This window comes from Mycobacterium palustre (assembly GCF_002101785.1).
GTDB classification, from domain to species: Bacteria; Actinomycetota; Actinomycetes; order Mycobacteriales; family Mycobacteriaceae; genus Mycobacterium; species Mycobacterium palustre.
In genome coordinates this window covers 152,599-169,867 of record NZ_LQPJ01000136.1, presented here as the reverse complement: position 1 = coordinate 169,867, position 17,269 = coordinate 152,599, and the positions used below count along the sequence as shown (strand labels likewise).

Genomic DNA, 17,269 nt, shown 5'->3' with positions numbered 1-17,269 from the left:
CTTTACCTCAGCGACTCCTCGAGCCACGGCGTCAGCCACTTCACGCCCTCGGGCGTGAGGTGGACGCCGTCGCTGCGCACCTTGATGCCGTCCACCTTGGCGGTGTAAACGCCGTCCGGGCAGAGCTTTTTGTTCAGGTCGAGGATCTGTACGTTCGGGTGGTGGGCAACGGTTTTGCGCAGCATCGCGTTCCAGAGGTTGACACGGTCGGGCTGGTCCTCGGGGTATAAGCGCCCGTCCGGCTTTTCGCCGCCCCGGCTGTAGGGCACGGTGGCGACGACGACCCGAACACCGTTGGAGCCCACGATGTTTAGCGCTCGCTCGAGTTCGCCGTTGAGGTAGGCGTCGAAGGTCGGGTCGCCGATGTGGGTCCACTGGCCCTCGTTGACGCGATCCACCGTCTCCCAGCGGCCGATGATGAGCAGCGCGACGTCCGGCCGGTCCTGGTTCATCTGCGCCGACCACCTGATGGGCCAACCGTCGCATTCGGACCGCTGCTCAAGCGTTTGGCCGATGTAGCGGTACGGGGTGCCGCGGACCAGGCTGCAACCGATGACCGTGTGGTCGACGAACGCGAATCCCGGCGTCGGAGGGAGGTAGTGCATCCAGGTCCACCCGATCGAGTCGCCGAACACCGAAACGGTGAACGGCCGGTTGGGATCCCGGGGTCCGGGGTGGTTGACCTGCGGCGGTGACGCGGACACCGCGGCGACCGCCGAGACGCCGGGCGGCAGGTTCGGCTCGCGCAGGGCCGGACCGGTTCCGACGGGAACCACCAGCAGGGTCACCGCCGCGGCGGTGGCCACGGTGGCCGCGGCCAGCGGCAACAGCGGCACCCGCGCGGGCCGCCAGCGCCGGATGGGCTGTTCGATCAGCCACCATGACGCGCCGGCCGCCGCCACCGTCGCGCCGCACCGGGCGGCGAACAGCGGCAGCCCGGACCATCCCGTGCGTTCGCCGTTGAGCGCCAAGAAGATCGGCCAGTGCCACAGGTACACGCCGTAGGAGATGGTGCCGAGCCACACCAAGGGAGGCAGTGCCAGGATGCGCGCGACCGCGCCGCGCTGCTCGAGCGCCACGGGGGCCACCACGAGGACCGACGCGATCGCGACGCCGATCAGCAGGCCGTGGCGGAATTCGCTTGCGCCGCCCGTCGCATAGTGCGTCGCCGCGGCCAGCCCGGCCAGCCCGAGCAGCGGCAGCACGCGCGCGGTGCGTCGCGCCCACCGGGTCCGGATCAGGCACCAGCCGCGATTCAGCGACGGCCAATCCCGCACCAGCAGGGCGGCTGCCGCCGAGCCGGTCAACAACGCCTGCGCGCGGGTGTCGGTGCCGAAATAGATCCGGTCCCGCGTGGCCTCCGACGCGACGACGACGGCGAGCGCGGCCGACGCCAGCGCGCCGAGGGTCGCGATCACGAACGTGGCGAACCGCACATCCCCCACGGTGGCCCGCCGGAAGCAGCGCCTGGCGCGCGCGGCCAGCAGCAGGGTCACTGCGATCAGCAGCACCGGCCAGACGAAGTAATACTGCTCCTCCACCCCGAGCGACCAGGTGTGCTGGAGCGGCGACGGCGGCGCGCCCTGCGTGAAGTAATCGGTCTTTTGGGCCACGAACCGCCAGTTGGCCACCCAGAGGAACGCCGCGATCGCGTCGTTGCGCAACCCGCCGAGGGCCTGACTGGGAAGAAGTTGGCGAGCCGCGGCCACCGTGAGCACCATCAACACCAGACCCGGCAGCAGCCGTCGCGCCCGCCGGATCCAAAAGCCGGTCAGCTCAATGCGACCGGTGCGCCGCAGCTCGTCGAGCAGCAGCGACGTGATCAAAAACCCGCTGAGCACAAAGAAGACGTCGACGCCGATGAAGCCGCCGGTCACGCCCGGGATCCCGCCGTGGCCGACGAGCACCAGCGCGACGGCCACCGCGCGCAGCCCGTCGAGCGCGGGAATGCCGCTGCGGCGCTCCGGTTGGTCCCAGATCGCCAGCCGGCCGGCCCGCCGCACGGGCGCGACCCACCGCGGCCGCCGAGCCGAAGACGCCGGCGCGGGATGGCTCCCGCCCGGCTCAATGTCCGCCGTTAACGCGTCCTGGCCCATGCCGATACGTCGCTGCCCCTCCTCGTGATCGCAGCAAGCCTAATTGCGACACAGCCCGGACACCCGAAAGACACGCGCGCCCGCGGCGGGTATCAGAGCGGAAATCGGTTCGGGACACGACTCGCTCGGTTTCCGGCGGCAACGCGTGGGCGAGCACGGCGAACTCGACGAGCCTCCGCCATCGCCCTTCCAAGAACCGCAAGCACGCCAACCCGCGCTGTCCGGCGCCAGCCCGGCCAGGCGGGCGACCTGTCCGACGCAACCGAGGAATATGGTGTGTACCAACGGCTTTCGGGCGGCTTCGATCAGAACGACATCAACCCGGCCCGATGTCGGTGCTATCGGCGCCGATTGTTCGACGACTCGGATCGCATTATTCTCATAGGCGTTGCCAAGCCACCTTGCCCGCGGCACGCGGTGACGGCACGAAGATCGATCATCTGGTCACCAGCGGGCGAAGACTGGGATCGACGTCGGGACCCGACCGCGGCACCTCGGCGCCCGGCTGGGCGCACCGTGGTGGTGGCGGGACAGCGACAAGCCAAACCTCGAACGTCGCGGTAGCGGTGAGGGCGGCGAGAGCCCATCCCCCGCTAAACTTGCGACGTGAAGGCCAGCGGTCCGGAGGCCGTGCGCGACACCGGTGATCCGGCGCCCGTGCAGCGGGAGGTATTCCGTGACGCGGCGACGGGCAACGATCTCGAGGCAGCGATTGCCCGACAGGTCCGCACCCTGCGGCGCTCCGCTGGACTGTCTGTCGTCGAGCTGGCGGACAGGGTGGGGATTTCCAAGGCGATGCTGTCCAAGATCGAGAACTCCCAAACCTCGTGCAGCTTGTCCACTCTCGCGAGATTGGCTCGGGGCCTCGACGTACCGGTAACAGCGTTGTTCCGCGGCGCCGACACCAGTCATGACGCCGTCTACACCGAGAGCGGCAAGGGTTCGGAGATCGTAGGACGCGGTACCCGTGTCGGACACCACTACCAGTTACTGGGCGCTTTGCGCGGTGGGCATAAGCGCCTGGAGCCGGTGCTGGTCACACTCACCGAGGCCAGCGAGGTCTTTCCGCAGTTCCAGCATCCCGGCACCGAGGTGCTCTACATGCTCGAAGGCGTCATGGTCTACGGCCACGGTGACGCCGAGTACACGCTGCGCCCCGGGGACACGCTGCTGTTCGACGGGGAGACGATGCATGGCCCGCATCAACTGGTGCGGTTACCCATTCGCTTCCTGGCGATCACCGCCTATCCGGACGCCCGCGGCGACAGCTAGCGCGAGCCCGCGCGGATGTCATATCGCGCAACAGCCCGGCAATCGGCATGTAACCGCTGTTTGGTTTCATACCAGTAGACATAGTCATCTGCTAGAAGAACGCGCTCTTGCCGGTCGCCGCGCCGGACGACGCCGACAGCCGAGATGATCTCGACGCGCCCGCGTCGTATGCGCTCGGGGATCTCGAGGCCCAAGCCCGTGACGAGGCACGGGTTTTCTGCAGGTCAAAAAGAGCTGCGCCACCTTCGAGCGACCGGCTACTGTTTCCACAGAGATGAAACTATAATCACTGACAGTGAACACAAGGAGCGACTGCCATGACGGTATCCAGGGACCTGGAGAACTTGTGCGAAGACACGAACACGACGTTTGTGCTGGCTTTGTTCGTGGATCTGCTCGGCAAACCCTGCGCCAAGCTGGTTCCCGCATCGGCCGTGCGTCGACTGACCACCGAGGGCGCCGGTTTCGCCGGCTACGCGGTCGGCGCCATGGGTCAAACTCCGAAAGATCCCGACTTGATCGCGATTCCGGATCCGGCGTCTTTTACCCCCATCCCTTTTGCCAAGCCGGGGTTGGCGCTGGTGCACTGCGACCTCTACGTCGCCGGCAAGCCGTGGCCGTTTGCACCCCGCAACATTCTCAGGGTGGTCCTCGATCAGGCGGCGGAAGCCGGATTCGAAGCGTCTGTGGGCGCCGAGGTCGAGTACTTCCTGCTCACCCGCAACCCGGACGGCAGCCTGGCCCCCGCCGATCGCGCCGATACCGCCTCGCGGCCGTGTTATGACGCGCGCGGGGTAACACGGATGTATGACCATCTGACGGCGATCTCGACCGCGATGAACACCCTCGGCTGGTCGAATTACGCCAACGACCACGAGGATGGTAACGGTCAGTTCGAGCAGAACTTCGAACACGCCGACGCGATCACCACCGCCGACCGCGTCATCACACTGCGGTACCTGCTGTCCGTCATCGCCGCCGAGCGCGGCATGATCGCCACGTTCATGCCCAAGCCGTTCACCGATCGCACCGGCAGCGGGTTGCACCTGCATCTCTCACTGACCCGCGGCGGTGCACCGGTTTTTCCCGCTGTCGACAACGACGATCGGGGACTCGGCTTATCGCCGACGGCATATTCGTTCATCGCCGGCATCCTCGATCATGCCTGCGCGTTGCAGGCCATAATCGCGCCAACTGTCAACTCCTACAAACGAACCGGCGCCCACACGACCGCGTCGGGTGCCACGTGGGCGCCCCGGACGCCGACCTATGGCGGCAACGACCGGACCCATTACATCCGCGTTCCGGACGAGCAACGGATCGAACTTCGCGGCGCCGACGGATCGGCCAATCCCTACCTGGCGATCGCCGCGGCCCTGGGCGCCGGGCTCGACGGCATCAAGCACAGCTCCGACCCGGGAGAAATCGCCGCCCTGAGCCCCGACCGGCCGACATTCCCGGTGACCCTGCTGCACGCGGTCGAACACTTCCAAAGCGATCCCGTGGTCACATCAGTTCTCGATGCCGCCAGCCTCGAGACACAAGACCCGGCGACGACCTCACGCGTGTCGGCGTACTACGCGCACCTCAAGCGCGAGGAATTCTTCGCCTGGCACTCGACGGTGAGTCCGTGGGAAGTCGACTCGTACCTGACCGCCTTCTGAACCCGCCCGAGCCCCGAACAGGAGTACATGTATATGTGCGGAATCGTCGGGTTGCACCTGCGCAGCCCCAAACTCGTACCACACCTGGGTCGGTTACTGACCGGCATGCTCTGCGAGATGGCCGATCGCGGCGCCGATTCTGCCGGTGTCGCAATCTATGGTGACCCGACCTGGTCGCCCGTCGGGTACGGATGCATCTCCTTGTTGGCGACCGCAATGTCGAAGGATCAAGTGGCCTCGAAAGTCAGCTCCCGGTTGGGCAGCGCCGTCACCGTCACGCAGATCGGCGAGACCTACCAGCTCTGCGCGCCGGTGGCCAGCCACATCCTGCTGGCCGGCGTACGCGAAGCGTGCCCCGATGCGCTGGTGGCCGGATTCGGCGCGGACCTCACGGTGCTCAAAGGCGTCGGCCACCCACGGCAGCTTACCGAGGCGTGGGGGTTGTCCGGTGTGACCGGTTGGCAGGGCGTCGGCCACACTCGGATGGCCACCGAATCAGCGGTCAGCCCGGCCGGTGCCCACCCCTACGCCGTCGGACCGGCACAGTGCATGGTGCACAACGGATCTTTCGCCAATCACGCCACAATCCGCCGCGAGTTGATCGCGCATGGCGTCCGGTTCGACAGCGACAACGACACCGAGGTCGGCGCACGCTTCGTCGCACAGCAATTGGCACAAGGCCACGGCGTCGAAACAGCGTTGAAGGAGCTCTGCGCCAGGTTCGACGGCTTTTACACGCTGCTGGTGTCCGACCATGACTCTTTCGCCGTGGTGCGTGACGCCATCGCATGCAAACCCGCGGTCCTCGCCGAGACGCCCAAGTGGGTCGCCATCGCCAGCGAGTACCGCGCACTGACGGGTCTGCCGGGCGTCGAGCGCGCCGAGATCTGGGAACCCGAACCCGAGGTGGTGTACGCGTGGACACGATAACGATTTTTGATCTGAAAACCCTTCCCCTGCGCGAGGTCAACTCGGCGCTGCACTCTCCGGATCTGTCGAATGACTGCGTGATTCGCCACCCCGATGGAGCGCACAATGTCGCGGTAGGCATCAACGCGCCGGTGAAGGTGACCGTCGAGGGACACGTCGGCTATTACGCCGCGGGAATGAATCAACTCGCCGAAGTGGTCATCAATGGCAACGCCGGCACCGGAGTCGCAGAGAACATGATGAGCGGCAGCGTGTGGGTCAAGGGCAACGCGTCGCAGTCGGCCGGCGCCACCGCCCACGGTGGCCTGCTCGTCATCGAAGGCAACGCCGCCGCGCGGTGCGGTATCTCGATGAAGGGCGTCGACATCGTCGTGGGCGGCAACGTCGGGCACATGAGTGCGTTCATGGCCCAGAGCGGCAGACTCGTGGTGCGCGGTGACGCAGGCGAAGCGCTCGGCGACTCGATCTATGAGGCCCGAATCTACGTGCGCGGCAACGTCGCATCCCTTGGCGCCGACTGTGTGGCCAAGGAGATGCGCGACGAGCACCATCAAGAACTCGCCACGCTGCTCAAAGCCGCCGGGTTCGAGGACGACGATCCCGGTGCCTATACCCGATACGGCTCGGCTCGCTCTCTCTACCACTTTCGTGTCGACAATGCGGGTGCGTACTGAGATGAACGATTCTTTCTTGGATGCCGATGCGCGGGCCACGCTCGGCCTGCGCGAGTCCGCCACTTTCGACCGGCCGACCATCGCGGCCATTCAGCGTGCGGCCAGGACCGGGATCTATGACATCCGCGGCTGGGGCGCCAAGCGTCCACTGCCACACTTCGACGACCTATTGTTCCTCGGCGCCTCGATGTCGCGGTATCCGTTGGAGGGCTACCGCGAACGCTGCGGCACCGACGTGGTGCTCGGCGACCGCCATGCCAAACATCCGCTGCACCTCGCTATTCCGGTCACGATCGCCGGCATGAGCTTCGGCGCCCTGTCCGGCCAGGCCAAGGAAGCACTCGGGCGCGGGGCCAGCGAGGTCGGCACCTCGACCACCACCGGTGACGGCGGCATGACGCCCGAAGAACGCACTCAGAGCAAGCACCTGGTTTATCAGTATCTTCCCTCGCGCTATGGCATGAATCCCGACGACCTGCGCAGGGCCGACGCCATCGAGGTGGTGCTGGGTCAAGGCGCCAAACCAGGCGGGGGCGGAATGCTGTTGGGCCAGAAGATTTCCGAGCGTGTCGCACGCATGCGCACGCTGCCCCAGGGCATCGACCAACGCAGCGCATGCCGGCACCCGGATTGGACCGGGCCCGACGACCTGACCATCAAGATCAACGAATTGCGCGAAATCACGGACTGGGAAAAGCCCATCTACGTCAAGGTCGGCGCCACACGCACCTACTACGACGTGAAGCTCGCCGTCCACGCCGGGGCCGACGTCGTCGTCGTCGACGGGATGCAGGGCGGTACCGCAGCCACTCAGGAGGTGTTCATCGAACATGTCGGCATTCCCACGCTTGCCGCCATCCCGCAAGCCGTGCAAGCACTGCGTGAACTCGGTTTGCACCGCAAGGTTCAACTGATCGTTTCCGGCGGTATCCGCAGTGGCGCCGACGTGGCGAAGGCGTTGGCGCTCGGGGCCGACGCCGTGGCCATTGGCACTGCCGCGCTGATCGCCCTTGGCGATAACGATCCGCGTTACGCGCGCGAATACGAGGAGCTGGGCAGCGCGGCGGGTTTCTACGACGACTTCCAGGACGGCCGCGATCCCGCCGGCATCAACACTCAAGTTCCGGAGCTGGCCGCACGGCTCGATCCTGTGCTGGCAGGCCGACGGCTGGCAAACTATCTGAGGGTGCTGACCATGGAAACCCAGATCATCGCCCGCGCCTGCGGCAAAGCGCATGTGCTGCACCTGGAACCGGAAGATCTGGTCGCGGTCACTATTGAAGCCGCGGCCATGGCCCGGGTTCCCCTGGCCGGTACCGATTGGATCCCCGGGCAGCACGGGGCGGCGTTATGAGTGAGACGGCCGACGTCGTGATTGTCGGCGGTGGGCTGGAGGGCGCCGCCGCGGCGTGGTGCCTATCTCAGCGCGATGTCACCAATGTCGTTGTGGCCGAGCGCAACACCGTTGGATCCGGGATGACGGGCAAGTCCAGCGGCATCGTGCGATGCCACTATGGTGTCAGTTCGCTGGCAGCAATGGCGGCGGACGGCCTGGAGGTGTTCGAGAATGCCGAGGAGATCTTCGGAACCGATATCGGATTCCGCCAGACCGGCTACGTCGTGGGCGTCGGTCACGACAATGCCGAAAATTTGCGGAAATCGCTGGCCGCCCAACGTGCCGTCGGTGTGCAGACCGAGGAGGTCGATAGCTCCGAGGTGGCCAAACTGTGGCCCTGGGCAGACCTAGAGCCGTTCGGCGCGTTCGGCTGGGAGGCGCGAGGTGGTTACGGCGACGCGTACCAAACGGCCCAAGCCTTCGCCACGGCGGCGCGATCGGCGGGCGTACGTCTTAGGCAGCGCACCCTGGTGACCGCCTTGCTTCTCGACGGTGACCGGGTGACGGGTGTGCGGACCGCCGACGGCACCGAAATCTCCGCGGGAACCGTCGTGGTGGCCACCGGAGTGTGGACCCGCCCCTTCCTGTCGCCGTACGGGATTGACGTTCCGATCAGTGTGCACCGTGAACAGATCGTGATGATCTCACCTGGATTGGAAGTCGGGCCGGTGCCGGTCTTCTCCGACCTCGTCTCCCTGCAATACGTTCGCCCGGACGTCAATTCCGAGATTCTCTTCGGCAATTCCGACCTTGCGGAGTTGGAGATCGTCGACGCCGATCACTACCTCAACCGGGCTGACGAGGCATTCATCGATCTGACCGCCGAGAAGATCGGCACCCGGTTCCCGGGTTTCACCGATGCCGCGATCGTCTCCAGTTATGCCGGGTGCTACGACGTGACGCCCGATTGGAATCCCGTGATTTCGCGGACGGGTATCGACGGCCTGGTGGTGGCGGCGGGGTTCAGCGGCCACGGCTTCAAAATCGCGCCGGCAGTCGGGCGGCTGATCGCCGAATTGGTGGTCGACGGCCGCAGTGGTGACCCGCGTATTCCGGAGGCGGACTTCCGCTTGTCCCGCTTCGCCGACGGCGAACTGCTGACCACCCGGTTCCCCTACATCGGTGCCGGCCAGATGCGCTGAGCGCAAGCGCCTTTCGGTCGGCGTTGCTGGTGGTATCAGGCCACTCTCGGCGGTGGCCGGGTGGCGCGGCCGGACAAGACGAGGGGCCGCACACCCAACGGTGTGCGGCCCCGGTTGGCAGCTGCGTGTCAGGCCCAGCTGGAGCCGACGGCGCTGTCGGTGCTGGCCATGTTGCTGCCGGCCGTCTGCACCTTCTGGCCGTGGGCGTTGGCCTGCTCGTAGATCACCTGAAAGTTGCGACCCAACTGGGTGATGAACTCCTGGCAGGCCACCGAACCGGCGCCACCCCAAAAGTCACCAGCGGCCAGCACATCGCGAACGATGGCCTGGTGCTCGGCCTCCAGCGCCGCAGCCTGAGCGCGAATCGTGGCGCCATGGGCGTCCACATCGCCAAAGGAGTAATTGATCGTCATCGTGATGTCCTTTCGAATCGAAAGCGTTGCGTCGGCTAGCTGCCGAGGATCTGCTGGGAAGCCTGCTCTTGCTGCTCGTAGTTGTTGGCGTCGCGGATCAGCCCGTCACGCACCCCGTGCAGCATGTTCACGATGTTGGCGAACGCCTGATTCATCTGACCCATGGTGTCGTAGGAGGTCGCCTGCGCCTGGCCGCTCCAGCCCGCACCGGCAATGTTCATCGACGACGCCCACATCTTGCGGGCCTCGTCCTCAACAGTCTGAGCGTGGACCTCAAAACGGCCCGCCATCGCCCGCATCTCGTGCGGGTCAGTCATAAAACGTGTTGCCATGTCGCCTTTCTCCTTACTCAGTCAGTCGAAATACGTTGTTGCCAGCTTGGACGTTCGGAGCCGATTCACCTCGCGGCGATCGCATTGGCCGCCTCGGTGGCCGCGTACGAGCCTGAGCTGGTCGCCAGAGTGTTCACGAATTGCTCGTGAATCGAGGCAGCCTGGGCACTAACCGTCTGGTACATCTGTGCGTACGCGGCGAATTGGGCCGCCGTCAGCACCGAAACTTCATCGGCGGCCGCGGGTAGCACCCCTGTCGTAGGGCCCGCCGACGCGGCGTTTTGCGCGCCCATAGCCAAGCCGACGCCCGCAAGGCTTGCGGCGGCCGTGGCCAATGCCTCTGGCTGCGTGGTTACGAACGACATACTCAGTCCTCCTGTTCTCGCTCAATCTTTGCGGTAACCCAGCTCGGCGCTGGTGACCTGAAAATAGTGGTGGCTCTTGCCGTTATGACATTTGTTCGCGCTCGAAGCCGCGTGCTTGTGCGCGCGTGAGAGCCCGCCTGGTGATCGGGTTCTAGGATTTGCCGTTCATCGCCTCCTTGACCAACAGCGCCGCCGAGCGCTTGAGCACATCGCGCTCGCGGGCCATCGCCGCGATGCCCTTGCGTAGTCTGTTGAGTTCCTCGCGCTCGCTCCAGGAGTCCCGGTCATCTGGCGCGTTCGGATCGGGCTGCGCCCACTCGGACAGGGTGTCGCCATAGAGGCGCGAACTGCCCGCCTGTGGTGTCGCCTCCTCGGCGGCGACCACGCGGGATCGCGTCTCGCCGCGGCGCGGGGCGTTAACGACACTGGCCACTGGCGCCATGCCACCGAACCAACCGGGCGATCCAGCCATCGCCGCCGCCGGCAACGCGTCGACACCCGCAGCGGATAACGGCAATGCCGTTGAGGCGAGCCGAATTTGGGGTGCTGCCGAGGCCCAGGACTGCGGCACCGAAAGATCGCCGACCAGGCCCGCTTCGCCCAGTCCCGCCGACACCGCACCGCCACTCAGCCCACCGGCGGTCGACGCACCCGAACCCGCCAGCGCGGCTGCCGCCTCCTCCGGCGCCGCCACCGCATCCGCTGCCGCCGGCGCGGCTGGCAATGCCAGCGCCATCAATGGGCTGGTGAGGAAAGGAGGGACGCTACCGGCGTAGGCAACCCCGCTTAGCGTGCTCACTTGCCCGCCGACGTCCAGGAGGAAAGTGTTCAAGGCGGAAGATGTGGGAGAACTTAACAGCTCCTCCAGCCACTGGAACGGGTCGGCGGACGCTCCCGAGGAGAGTTGTTGTAGCGCGTTGGGCACGGTGGCCAGGACGTCTGAGACCGTATTGGAGGCTTGGCCCGCCGACGTGCCGGTCGCCTGGCTGACGGCGTCGGCTTGAGAACTCGTACCGGCCGCATTGGTGGTTTGCGGTGCCGAGCTAAACGGACTCAATTGCGTCGCGGCCGCAGAAGAGCCGGCATAGCCATACATCGCCGCGGCATCCTGGGCCCACATCTCCGAATACTGAGCCTCGGTCGCCGCGATCGCCGGCGTGTTTTGGCCAAGAACATTCGTGGCAACCAATAGCGCCAACAACGCCCGGTTCTCGGCGATCAGCGGCGGCGGCACCGTCGCGATAAACGCCGCCTCATAAGCTGCCGCGGCCGCCCGGGCCTGGGTTGCGGCCATCGCGGCCTGAGCCGCGGTGTCACTCATCCAGGTGATGTACGGGCTAACCGCCGCGGCCATCGTCATCGACGCCGGACCCAGCCACGACCCGCCGGTGAGCTCTGAAACCACTCCCTGGTATTCAGTGGCCGTCGAACTCAACTGCGCGGACAACCCGTCCCACGCCGCCGCAGCCGCCAACAACGGCCCCGCACCCGCACCCGCATACATCCGACCGGAATTGACCTCCGGCGGCAACGCCGCAAAATCGATCATTATCGTGTCCTACTTAGCCGGCCGCGACTCTTTTGAAGCCACAGATTGTCTTGTTTCATTGACCACCATTTACTTCCCCGTCCCGAGTCCGTCTTCACCGCCAACACTGGCCTGGAGCGAATTGATGCAGAACACAACTCCACGACGCTGTCGAGCATGCCGATAATCAACTCGATCCACTTGCCGGGTCGGGATACGTTCCGCTCCGTATACCATTCTCGCTTCTATCTGGTCGTCCATTTACTTTGATCTGCAGGGCTCGGTGAAGTCAAGGTGAACGAGTTAGTTTTACCCACACGTAATAATTTTCGCTGGTTCATTTTTGCTGCACGCACGGCGAATCTCCTGCATAACAATTGGAGTACTACAGCGACTTTATGATGCTTACATCGACTGTTCAGATCGCACAGCGCAAAGGCCCGCAGCCAGGCTGTGTGCCTGCGGTAGCTTATCGGCGCCGGGTTTCCGGCATTATTGCGAAGCCGTCAGCTACGGCACCCCTCGTATTTCTCCATGGGAAGTTTCCTAGCAAATCGTATTTTCCGCTTAATGCCTCCCACTTGATTCGCTCGTTATGGCTTCACGGGCGGTCATGCACTGGTAAATAATCGTCGCTCCACACCGTTTTGATATTGGTGAATTCGTGCACTCCGAAATGTGACAGCTCGCGCCCGTACCCACTTTTCTTTACTCCTCCAATCGGGGCCCGAGGATCCGACACCGATATCTTGTTGATGAACACCCCGCCGACCACGAGCTGCCTGGCGATCTCGCGGGCGCGATCCATGTCGCCCGTCCAGATGGAAGCGCTCAGGCCGAAAGTCGAATCGTTGGCGAGTCGGACCGCGCCGTCGACGTCGGGCGCGGTGGACAGCGCGGCGACCGGACCGAAGATCTCCTCGGTATAGGCGGCCATACCTGGGCGGGCTCCCGCCAAAACCGTCGGTTGGTAGAAGTTGCCGGGCCGATCGAGCGCGCAACCGCCCGCTAGGAGGGTGGCGCCCTGTGACAGCGACCGCCGCACCTGGGCGGCGACCTCTTCGCGGATATCAGGCCGTGCCAACGGCCCGACATCGGTCGACGCATCCGCCGGATCGCCCACGTGCAGCGCGGCGACCTTGGCCACGAACCGCTCGGTGAACTCCTCCGCGACGGACCTGTCGACGATGATGCGCTTGGCCGCGATGCAGACCTGGCCGTTGTTTTGGAACCGGCCCGTCACGGCCGCGTCCACGGCCGCGTCCAGGTCGGCATCCGCGAGCACGATGAACGGGTCGCTGCCGCCGAGCTCCAGCACGCTCTTCTTCACATGCTTGCCCGCCAGGGAAGCCACCGCGGCACCCGCGCCAACGCTGCCGGTCACGGTGACCGCGGCGACGGCGGGGTCCGCGACCGCCAAGGCCACCTGCGCGGGCTCGGCGTTGAGCACGGTGAACACACCAGTCGGCAGCCCCGCTTCGTCCCACAACCGCTCCAGCGCCAGGGCACACCCCACCACATTGGGTGCCGGCTTGAGGATGTAGCTGTTGCCGGCCAGCAGAATCGCCATCGCCGCGCGCATCGGTTGCCAGATGGGGAAATTCCACGGCTGCACCGACAGGACCGGGCCCAGCGGCTCGTACCGCACGACGGTTCCCGGACCCACGCTGGTTGGCTCCTCGGCCAGCATCGCCGGACCGTGCTGTGCATACCACCGCAGCGCCGCTGCGGTCTTGGTGACCTCGGTGCGGGCCTGGACGATCGGCTTGCCCATCTCCCGAGTGGCAAGCGCCGCGAGCGCGTCGCAGTCGCGCTCCAGCAGCGCCGCCACGCGTTCCAGCGCGCCGCACCGTTCGGGCAGCGTGCTGGATCGCCAAAAACCGTATCCCGTAACCGATCTGGCGAGCAGGTCCGCCACCTCGCCGTCGTCGACGAAGGGATACGTCGCTATCAGCTCACCCGTTGACGGGTTCACAGACCGCGCGCAGGGCACGGTGGGCGCACTCACCGCGCCGCCTTGCTGTGCACCAGGTTGCCTGCGACGAACACGTCTTCCACCGTGATGTCGAGCAATTCGGCGGCCGGCACGGCAAGTGGGTTGCGGTCAAGCGCAACGATGTCGGCGAATTTGCCGGGTTCCAGCGTGCCGCGTGTGCTCTCCTCGCCGAGCGCGTAGGCGCCACCGATCGTGTGCATCCGCAATGCCTCGTAGACACTGACCCGCTGATCGGTGTCGAGCACATGCTGGTGGAAGGTGCGGCGGTTGACCGCACTTGCGATGCTCAAGAATGGGTTCGTTTGCCCGATCTCGGACCCCACCCACACGTCGGAGCTGCCAGACACGGACCACCCGTCGTCGATCATGCGGCGCAGCGGGAATTGGCAGTCGCGGGCATACTCACCGACGTAGCCCGGGATGAACTCCGCGAAGTTGTAAATAAACACCGGCTGGGGAACAGGTACGATGCCGGCCGCGCGCCATGCTCCGCTCAGCTTGGGGTAGTCGGGAACGAAGTTTCCCGCGTGCTCGATCCGAATGCGCGGCGCCCCTGGGCCGTTTCGGGGCACCGTAGCGAGCGCCTCGCAGACTTCCAGCTGTGCACGGTCGCCGTTGGCGTGAACCGCCAGCTGAAGACCGGCCTTTTGGGTGCGCTCCGCGAGTTGGACGATCTCTTCGGCCGAGAGCGCGACTTCGCCGCAGTTGTGACCGTCCCCATGAACGTAGGGCCGCGTCAACGCGGCTCGCGCAGCCGAGTAGCCGCCGTCGGCAAATGCCTTGACGCCCTGGATTTTCAACATCGAGGGCGGGCTCGACAGTTTCGCCCACTCGCGGTGATGGCAGGCCCGATCGAGGGTCACGGTGCCCGGTGTCCACAGATACACGTGTATCCGCGCGGCGATACGCCCCGACGCGACTGCCGCATCGTAAGCCAGCAGTCCCTCGAGCGACTCGGAGATCTCGCCGATCGTGGTCACCCCGTTCGCGGTGAAAAGCGCAGGGATTTCGGTCTCCAGGGCGGTCTGGGCGATCCCGTTGTCCGGTTGCGGCAACGGCAACAGCTTGTCCATCTCGGTGACCACACCCGTCGGGGCACCCGCTGTGTCCCGGTGCACCAGCGGTTTGCCTGTCACGCTGTAGTCGACCGCGTGGTAGCGCTCATCGATGCCCGCCAGGGATAGCGCCCGGCTGTTCAAAATGCTCAGGTGGCCGCCGGCGCGGATGGCGATCGCGACATCGGTGCTGACCGTGTCGAGTTCAGCTCGCGTCGGGAAGCGCCGGTCCACCAGTTTCTGGTCGAAGAACAGATTGGCCTGGGCGACCAGCCAGCCGCGGCAGGTCTGGTCCAGGTTGGCCCGCAGCCGATCCAGAACTGCGGCCACGGTGGGACATCCCGGGGCCCGCACGTCGACCATCGTGTAGGAGGCCTTGGCGGCGACTTCGGCGTGCGCGTGCGGATCGACGAATCCGGGCATCAGGGTGCGGTCGCCGAGGTCGATGGTCTTCGATCGTTCGACCGTATCCAGTCGGGCGTCCGGCAGAACAGCACGGATGATGCCACCGCTCACGACGACACCACCTGGGCCGTCAAAGGCGTTGTCGCCCAACGTCAGGACGGTTCCGGCACGAATGACGGTCACATCGTTATCGGGCATCATCGCGCCTGACCTGTAGGATCTTGACACCGGCCCCCGCGAAATTTTCAAGGTCGGCGACGGCGGCCCTGCCCTGCGGTGAGGCCATCGACTCGGCTGCCGCGTCAGCGTCGACGTATGTCATTCGGGCCACCACGTAGCAGTCCTCGGTACCGTCGACCGCATGGCCCCAGCAAAACTCTTGCAGCGATGGGAGCTTTTCCACGAGCCCGATGTGGGTGTTGCGGTAGTGCGCATCGAACTGCTGCGGATCATCCGGCCGCGAATACAACACGATGATGTCGTGCATGCGATCCATCCTTGAAGTCAGTGATGTACAGACGAATTGCGTTCTCAGGCAATGGAAGCGGCATCATCCTGGTGGATTGCGGACTCCTCTTGCCGAGCAACCGCGGCGCCGTATCCGCCGATTCCCCTCCCGCGATAGCAGGCCAGCACACCGGCGACGTAGCAGACAGCCGCAACGATCGCCGCGGGGAAGGACGCACCCACGTATTCAAACGGCGATCGATACACGTAGCTCCTGGGATCCAATAGGTAAATGTATGTGGCCACGCCGGCGACGAAGGCGAGGAAACCAACCGGATTGAAGCCGGCGACGTAGAAGTACCGAGACTCCCTGCCCGGCAGGTACAGCGACACCACGTCGTATCGCTGGCGGCGCAGCAAATACCAATCGGCAACCTGGATCCCGCACAATGGCGCGAACGCGACACCGAGGAAGGCGAGGAAGGCCGAGAAGAACGACTCGGCCGAACCGGCGAACAGCCCGACGACCGCCATCGCCGGCAGTGAAACCACGAAGATGGTCCACCTCCAGGAAAGCTTCTCGGCTTTGGGCAGTTGACGGAGCGCCAGGCTGGCGGCGTAGATGCCCATCATCGCCGTGCCCACGTTGGCGACCAGCAGGAAACCCAGCATGATCAGGCCCACCACGACACCGCCTTGGTCGACCAGAAATGCGGTCGGGTCGCCCGCGGAGTTGGGCACCACCAGGCCGGTGTAGAGGCCTACCAGTGAGCCGATCCCCACACCAAGCCCGAACCCAATGACGACCGGCCACAACGACTGTCGCGCGCTGGGACTCGTGCGGACGATCGTGCCGATGTAGGCCCACCAGGACAGGTTGACCGCCACCATCACTTCGATCGAACTCGACCAGTTGCCAAATGCCTTGGCGTAGGGCGTGACTGCGGCGGCATGGAGCAAACCGGTCACGCCGACGCGCTGGACGAGCAGAACCAGCACCACCAGGCTCATGACCGCGACGACCACTGCGATCAAGGGTCCGCGGCTGCGCACGTACTCCGGTCCTTTGCGGATCAGCTCGAGCACGATGAAGATCGCGAGCACGCCGACGATGGACACGCAGAGATTCCAATATTTGCGGTCCATGACGCCGAACACGACTAGCAGTTCGGCGATCGCACGCCCCTTGTAGATGAAGAGGATGATGTTCCAGCCCATCGTCGAGCAGTAGACCAGCAGCAGCGACAGATAGGAGCCGCGGATGCCCAGCTGCGCACGGCTGCCCACTACCGAGTCGATGCCGTATTTCGAGCACATCGGTACGGTCGCCAACGTGACCATCAGGATGCCGACAAGTGAGCCGGCCAACACCGCGAAGGTGCCCGAAACCGCGTTCAGGTAGTAGGCGACGAAGCCGCCGATGGTGAAGCACCAGGTAGCCATCGCCGCCGAGAAGGCGGCGAGGAAGATCGCCATCTTGCCAAACCCGCGCTCGCCGCGCATCAGCGGCCAGCCGTTCTCTTCGGCGAGCTTCGTACTGCCCAAACGACTTAC

The 17,269-nt window shown here is 65.4% G+C and carries 15 protein-coding genes; 6 read left to right on the top strand and 9 right to left on the bottom strand.

The window, feature by feature from the left end; translation table 11 throughout:
• Positions 1–2 precede the first annotated feature (2 nt).
• Positions 3–2,096: an acyltransferase family protein gene (locus AWC19_RS23970; RefSeq protein WP_142281379.1), complete on the bottom strand. Its 2,094-nt coding sequence runs from the start codon at positions 2,094–2,096 to the stop codon at positions 3–5.
• 606 nt (positions 2,097–2,702) lie between these two features.
• Between AWC19_RS23970 and AWC19_RS23965 the strand changes: the two genes are divergently transcribed.
• From AWC19_RS23965 to AWC19_RS23940, 6 genes are all read left to right on the top strand, one after another.
• Entirely contained in the window at positions 2,703–3,368 is a 666-nt protein-coding gene (locus AWC19_RS23965; protein ID WP_245849289.1) for a helix-turn-helix domain-containing protein, read from the top strand.
• Between the two features lie 317 nt (positions 3,369–3,685).
• On the top strand, positions 3,686–5,032 hold the full coding sequence (gene glnT, locus AWC19_RS23960; protein WP_085080570.1) for a type III glutamate--ammonia ligase: 1,347 nt from the start codon (positions 3,686–3,688) through the stop codon (positions 5,030–5,032).
• A 33-nt stretch (positions 5,033–5,065) separates the two neighbouring features.
• Complete coding sequence (locus AWC19_RS23955; protein ID WP_085080569.1) at positions 5,066–5,962, top strand: class II glutamine amidotransferase domain-containing protein; 897 nt, start codon at positions 5,066–5,068, stop codon at positions 5,960–5,962.
• Positions 5,950–6,636, top strand: coding sequence for a protein glxC (locus AWC19_RS23950; protein WP_085080568.1), 687 nt, complete (start codon positions 5,950–5,952; stop codon positions 6,634–6,636). Before AWC19_RS23955 ends, AWC19_RS23950 begins: the two co-directional genes overlap by 13 nt.
• A 1-nt stretch (position 6,637) precedes the next feature.
• A complete protein-coding gene (locus AWC19_RS23945) occupies positions 6,638–7,990 on the top strand; it encodes an FMN-binding glutamate synthase family protein (protein ID WP_085080567.1) in 1,353 nt (450 codons plus the stop codon).
• Complete coding sequence (locus AWC19_RS23940) at positions 7,987–9,174, top strand: NAD(P)/FAD-dependent oxidoreductase (RefSeq protein WP_085080566.1); 1,188 nt, start codon at positions 7,987–7,989, stop codon at positions 9,172–9,174. Before AWC19_RS23945 ends, AWC19_RS23940 begins: the two co-directional genes overlap by 4 nt.
• 128 nt (positions 9,175–9,302) lie before the next feature.
• Here AWC19_RS23940 and AWC19_RS23935 read toward each other — a convergent pair whose 3' ends face one another.
• The 8 genes from AWC19_RS23935 to AWC19_RS23900 all read right to left on the bottom strand — a co-directional run bounded on the left by AWC19_RS23935 (position 9,303) and on the right by AWC19_RS23900 (position 17,260).
• Complete coding sequence (locus AWC19_RS23935; protein WP_085080012.1) at positions 9,303–9,587, bottom strand: WXG100 family type VII secretion target; 285 nt, start codon at positions 9,585–9,587, stop codon at positions 9,303–9,305.
• A gap of 35 nt (positions 9,588–9,622) precedes the next feature.
• Positions 9,623–9,919 carry a WXG100 family type VII secretion target gene (locus tag AWC19_RS23930; protein WP_085080565.1) on the bottom strand — a complete coding sequence of 99 codons (297 nt, stop codon included), beginning with the start codon at positions 9,917–9,919 and terminating at the stop codon, positions 9,623–9,625.
• A 65-nt stretch (positions 9,920–9,984) separates the two neighbouring features.
• Complete coding sequence (locus AWC19_RS23925; RefSeq protein ID WP_085080564.1) at positions 9,985–10,284, bottom strand: PE family protein; 300 nt, start codon at positions 10,282–10,284, stop codon at positions 9,985–9,987.
• Positions 10,285–10,435: 151 nt separating this feature from the next.
• Positions 10,436–11,830 carry a PPE family protein, SVP subgroup gene (locus AWC19_RS31315; protein WP_085080682.1) on the bottom strand — a complete coding sequence of 465 codons (1,395 nt, stop codon included), beginning with the start codon at positions 11,828–11,830 and terminating at the stop codon, positions 10,436–10,438.
• A gap of 583 nt (positions 11,831–12,413) precedes the next feature.
• On the bottom strand, positions 12,414–13,820 hold the full coding sequence (locus AWC19_RS23915; protein ID WP_085080563.1) for an aldehyde dehydrogenase family protein: 1,407 nt from the start codon (positions 13,818–13,820) through the stop codon (positions 12,414–12,416).
• A complete protein-coding gene (locus AWC19_RS23910) occupies positions 13,817–15,466 on the bottom strand; it encodes an amidohydrolase (RefSeq protein ID WP_245849287.1) in 1,650 nt (549 codons plus the stop codon). The genes AWC19_RS23915 and AWC19_RS23910 overlap by 4 nt, the downstream gene beginning before the upstream one ends.
• Positions 15,456–15,755 carry an EthD family reductase gene (locus AWC19_RS23905; protein ID WP_158090934.1) on the bottom strand — a complete coding sequence of 100 codons (300 nt, stop codon included), beginning with the start codon at positions 15,753–15,755 and terminating at the stop codon, positions 15,456–15,458. Before AWC19_RS23905 ends, AWC19_RS23910 begins: the two co-directional genes overlap by 11 nt.
• Before the next feature lie 44 nt (positions 15,756–15,799).
• On the bottom strand, positions 15,800–17,260 hold the full coding sequence (locus AWC19_RS23900) for a cytosine permease (protein ID WP_158090933.1): 1,461 nt from the start codon (positions 17,258–17,260) through the stop codon (positions 15,800–15,802).
• Positions 17,261–17,269: the final 9 nt, after the last annotated feature.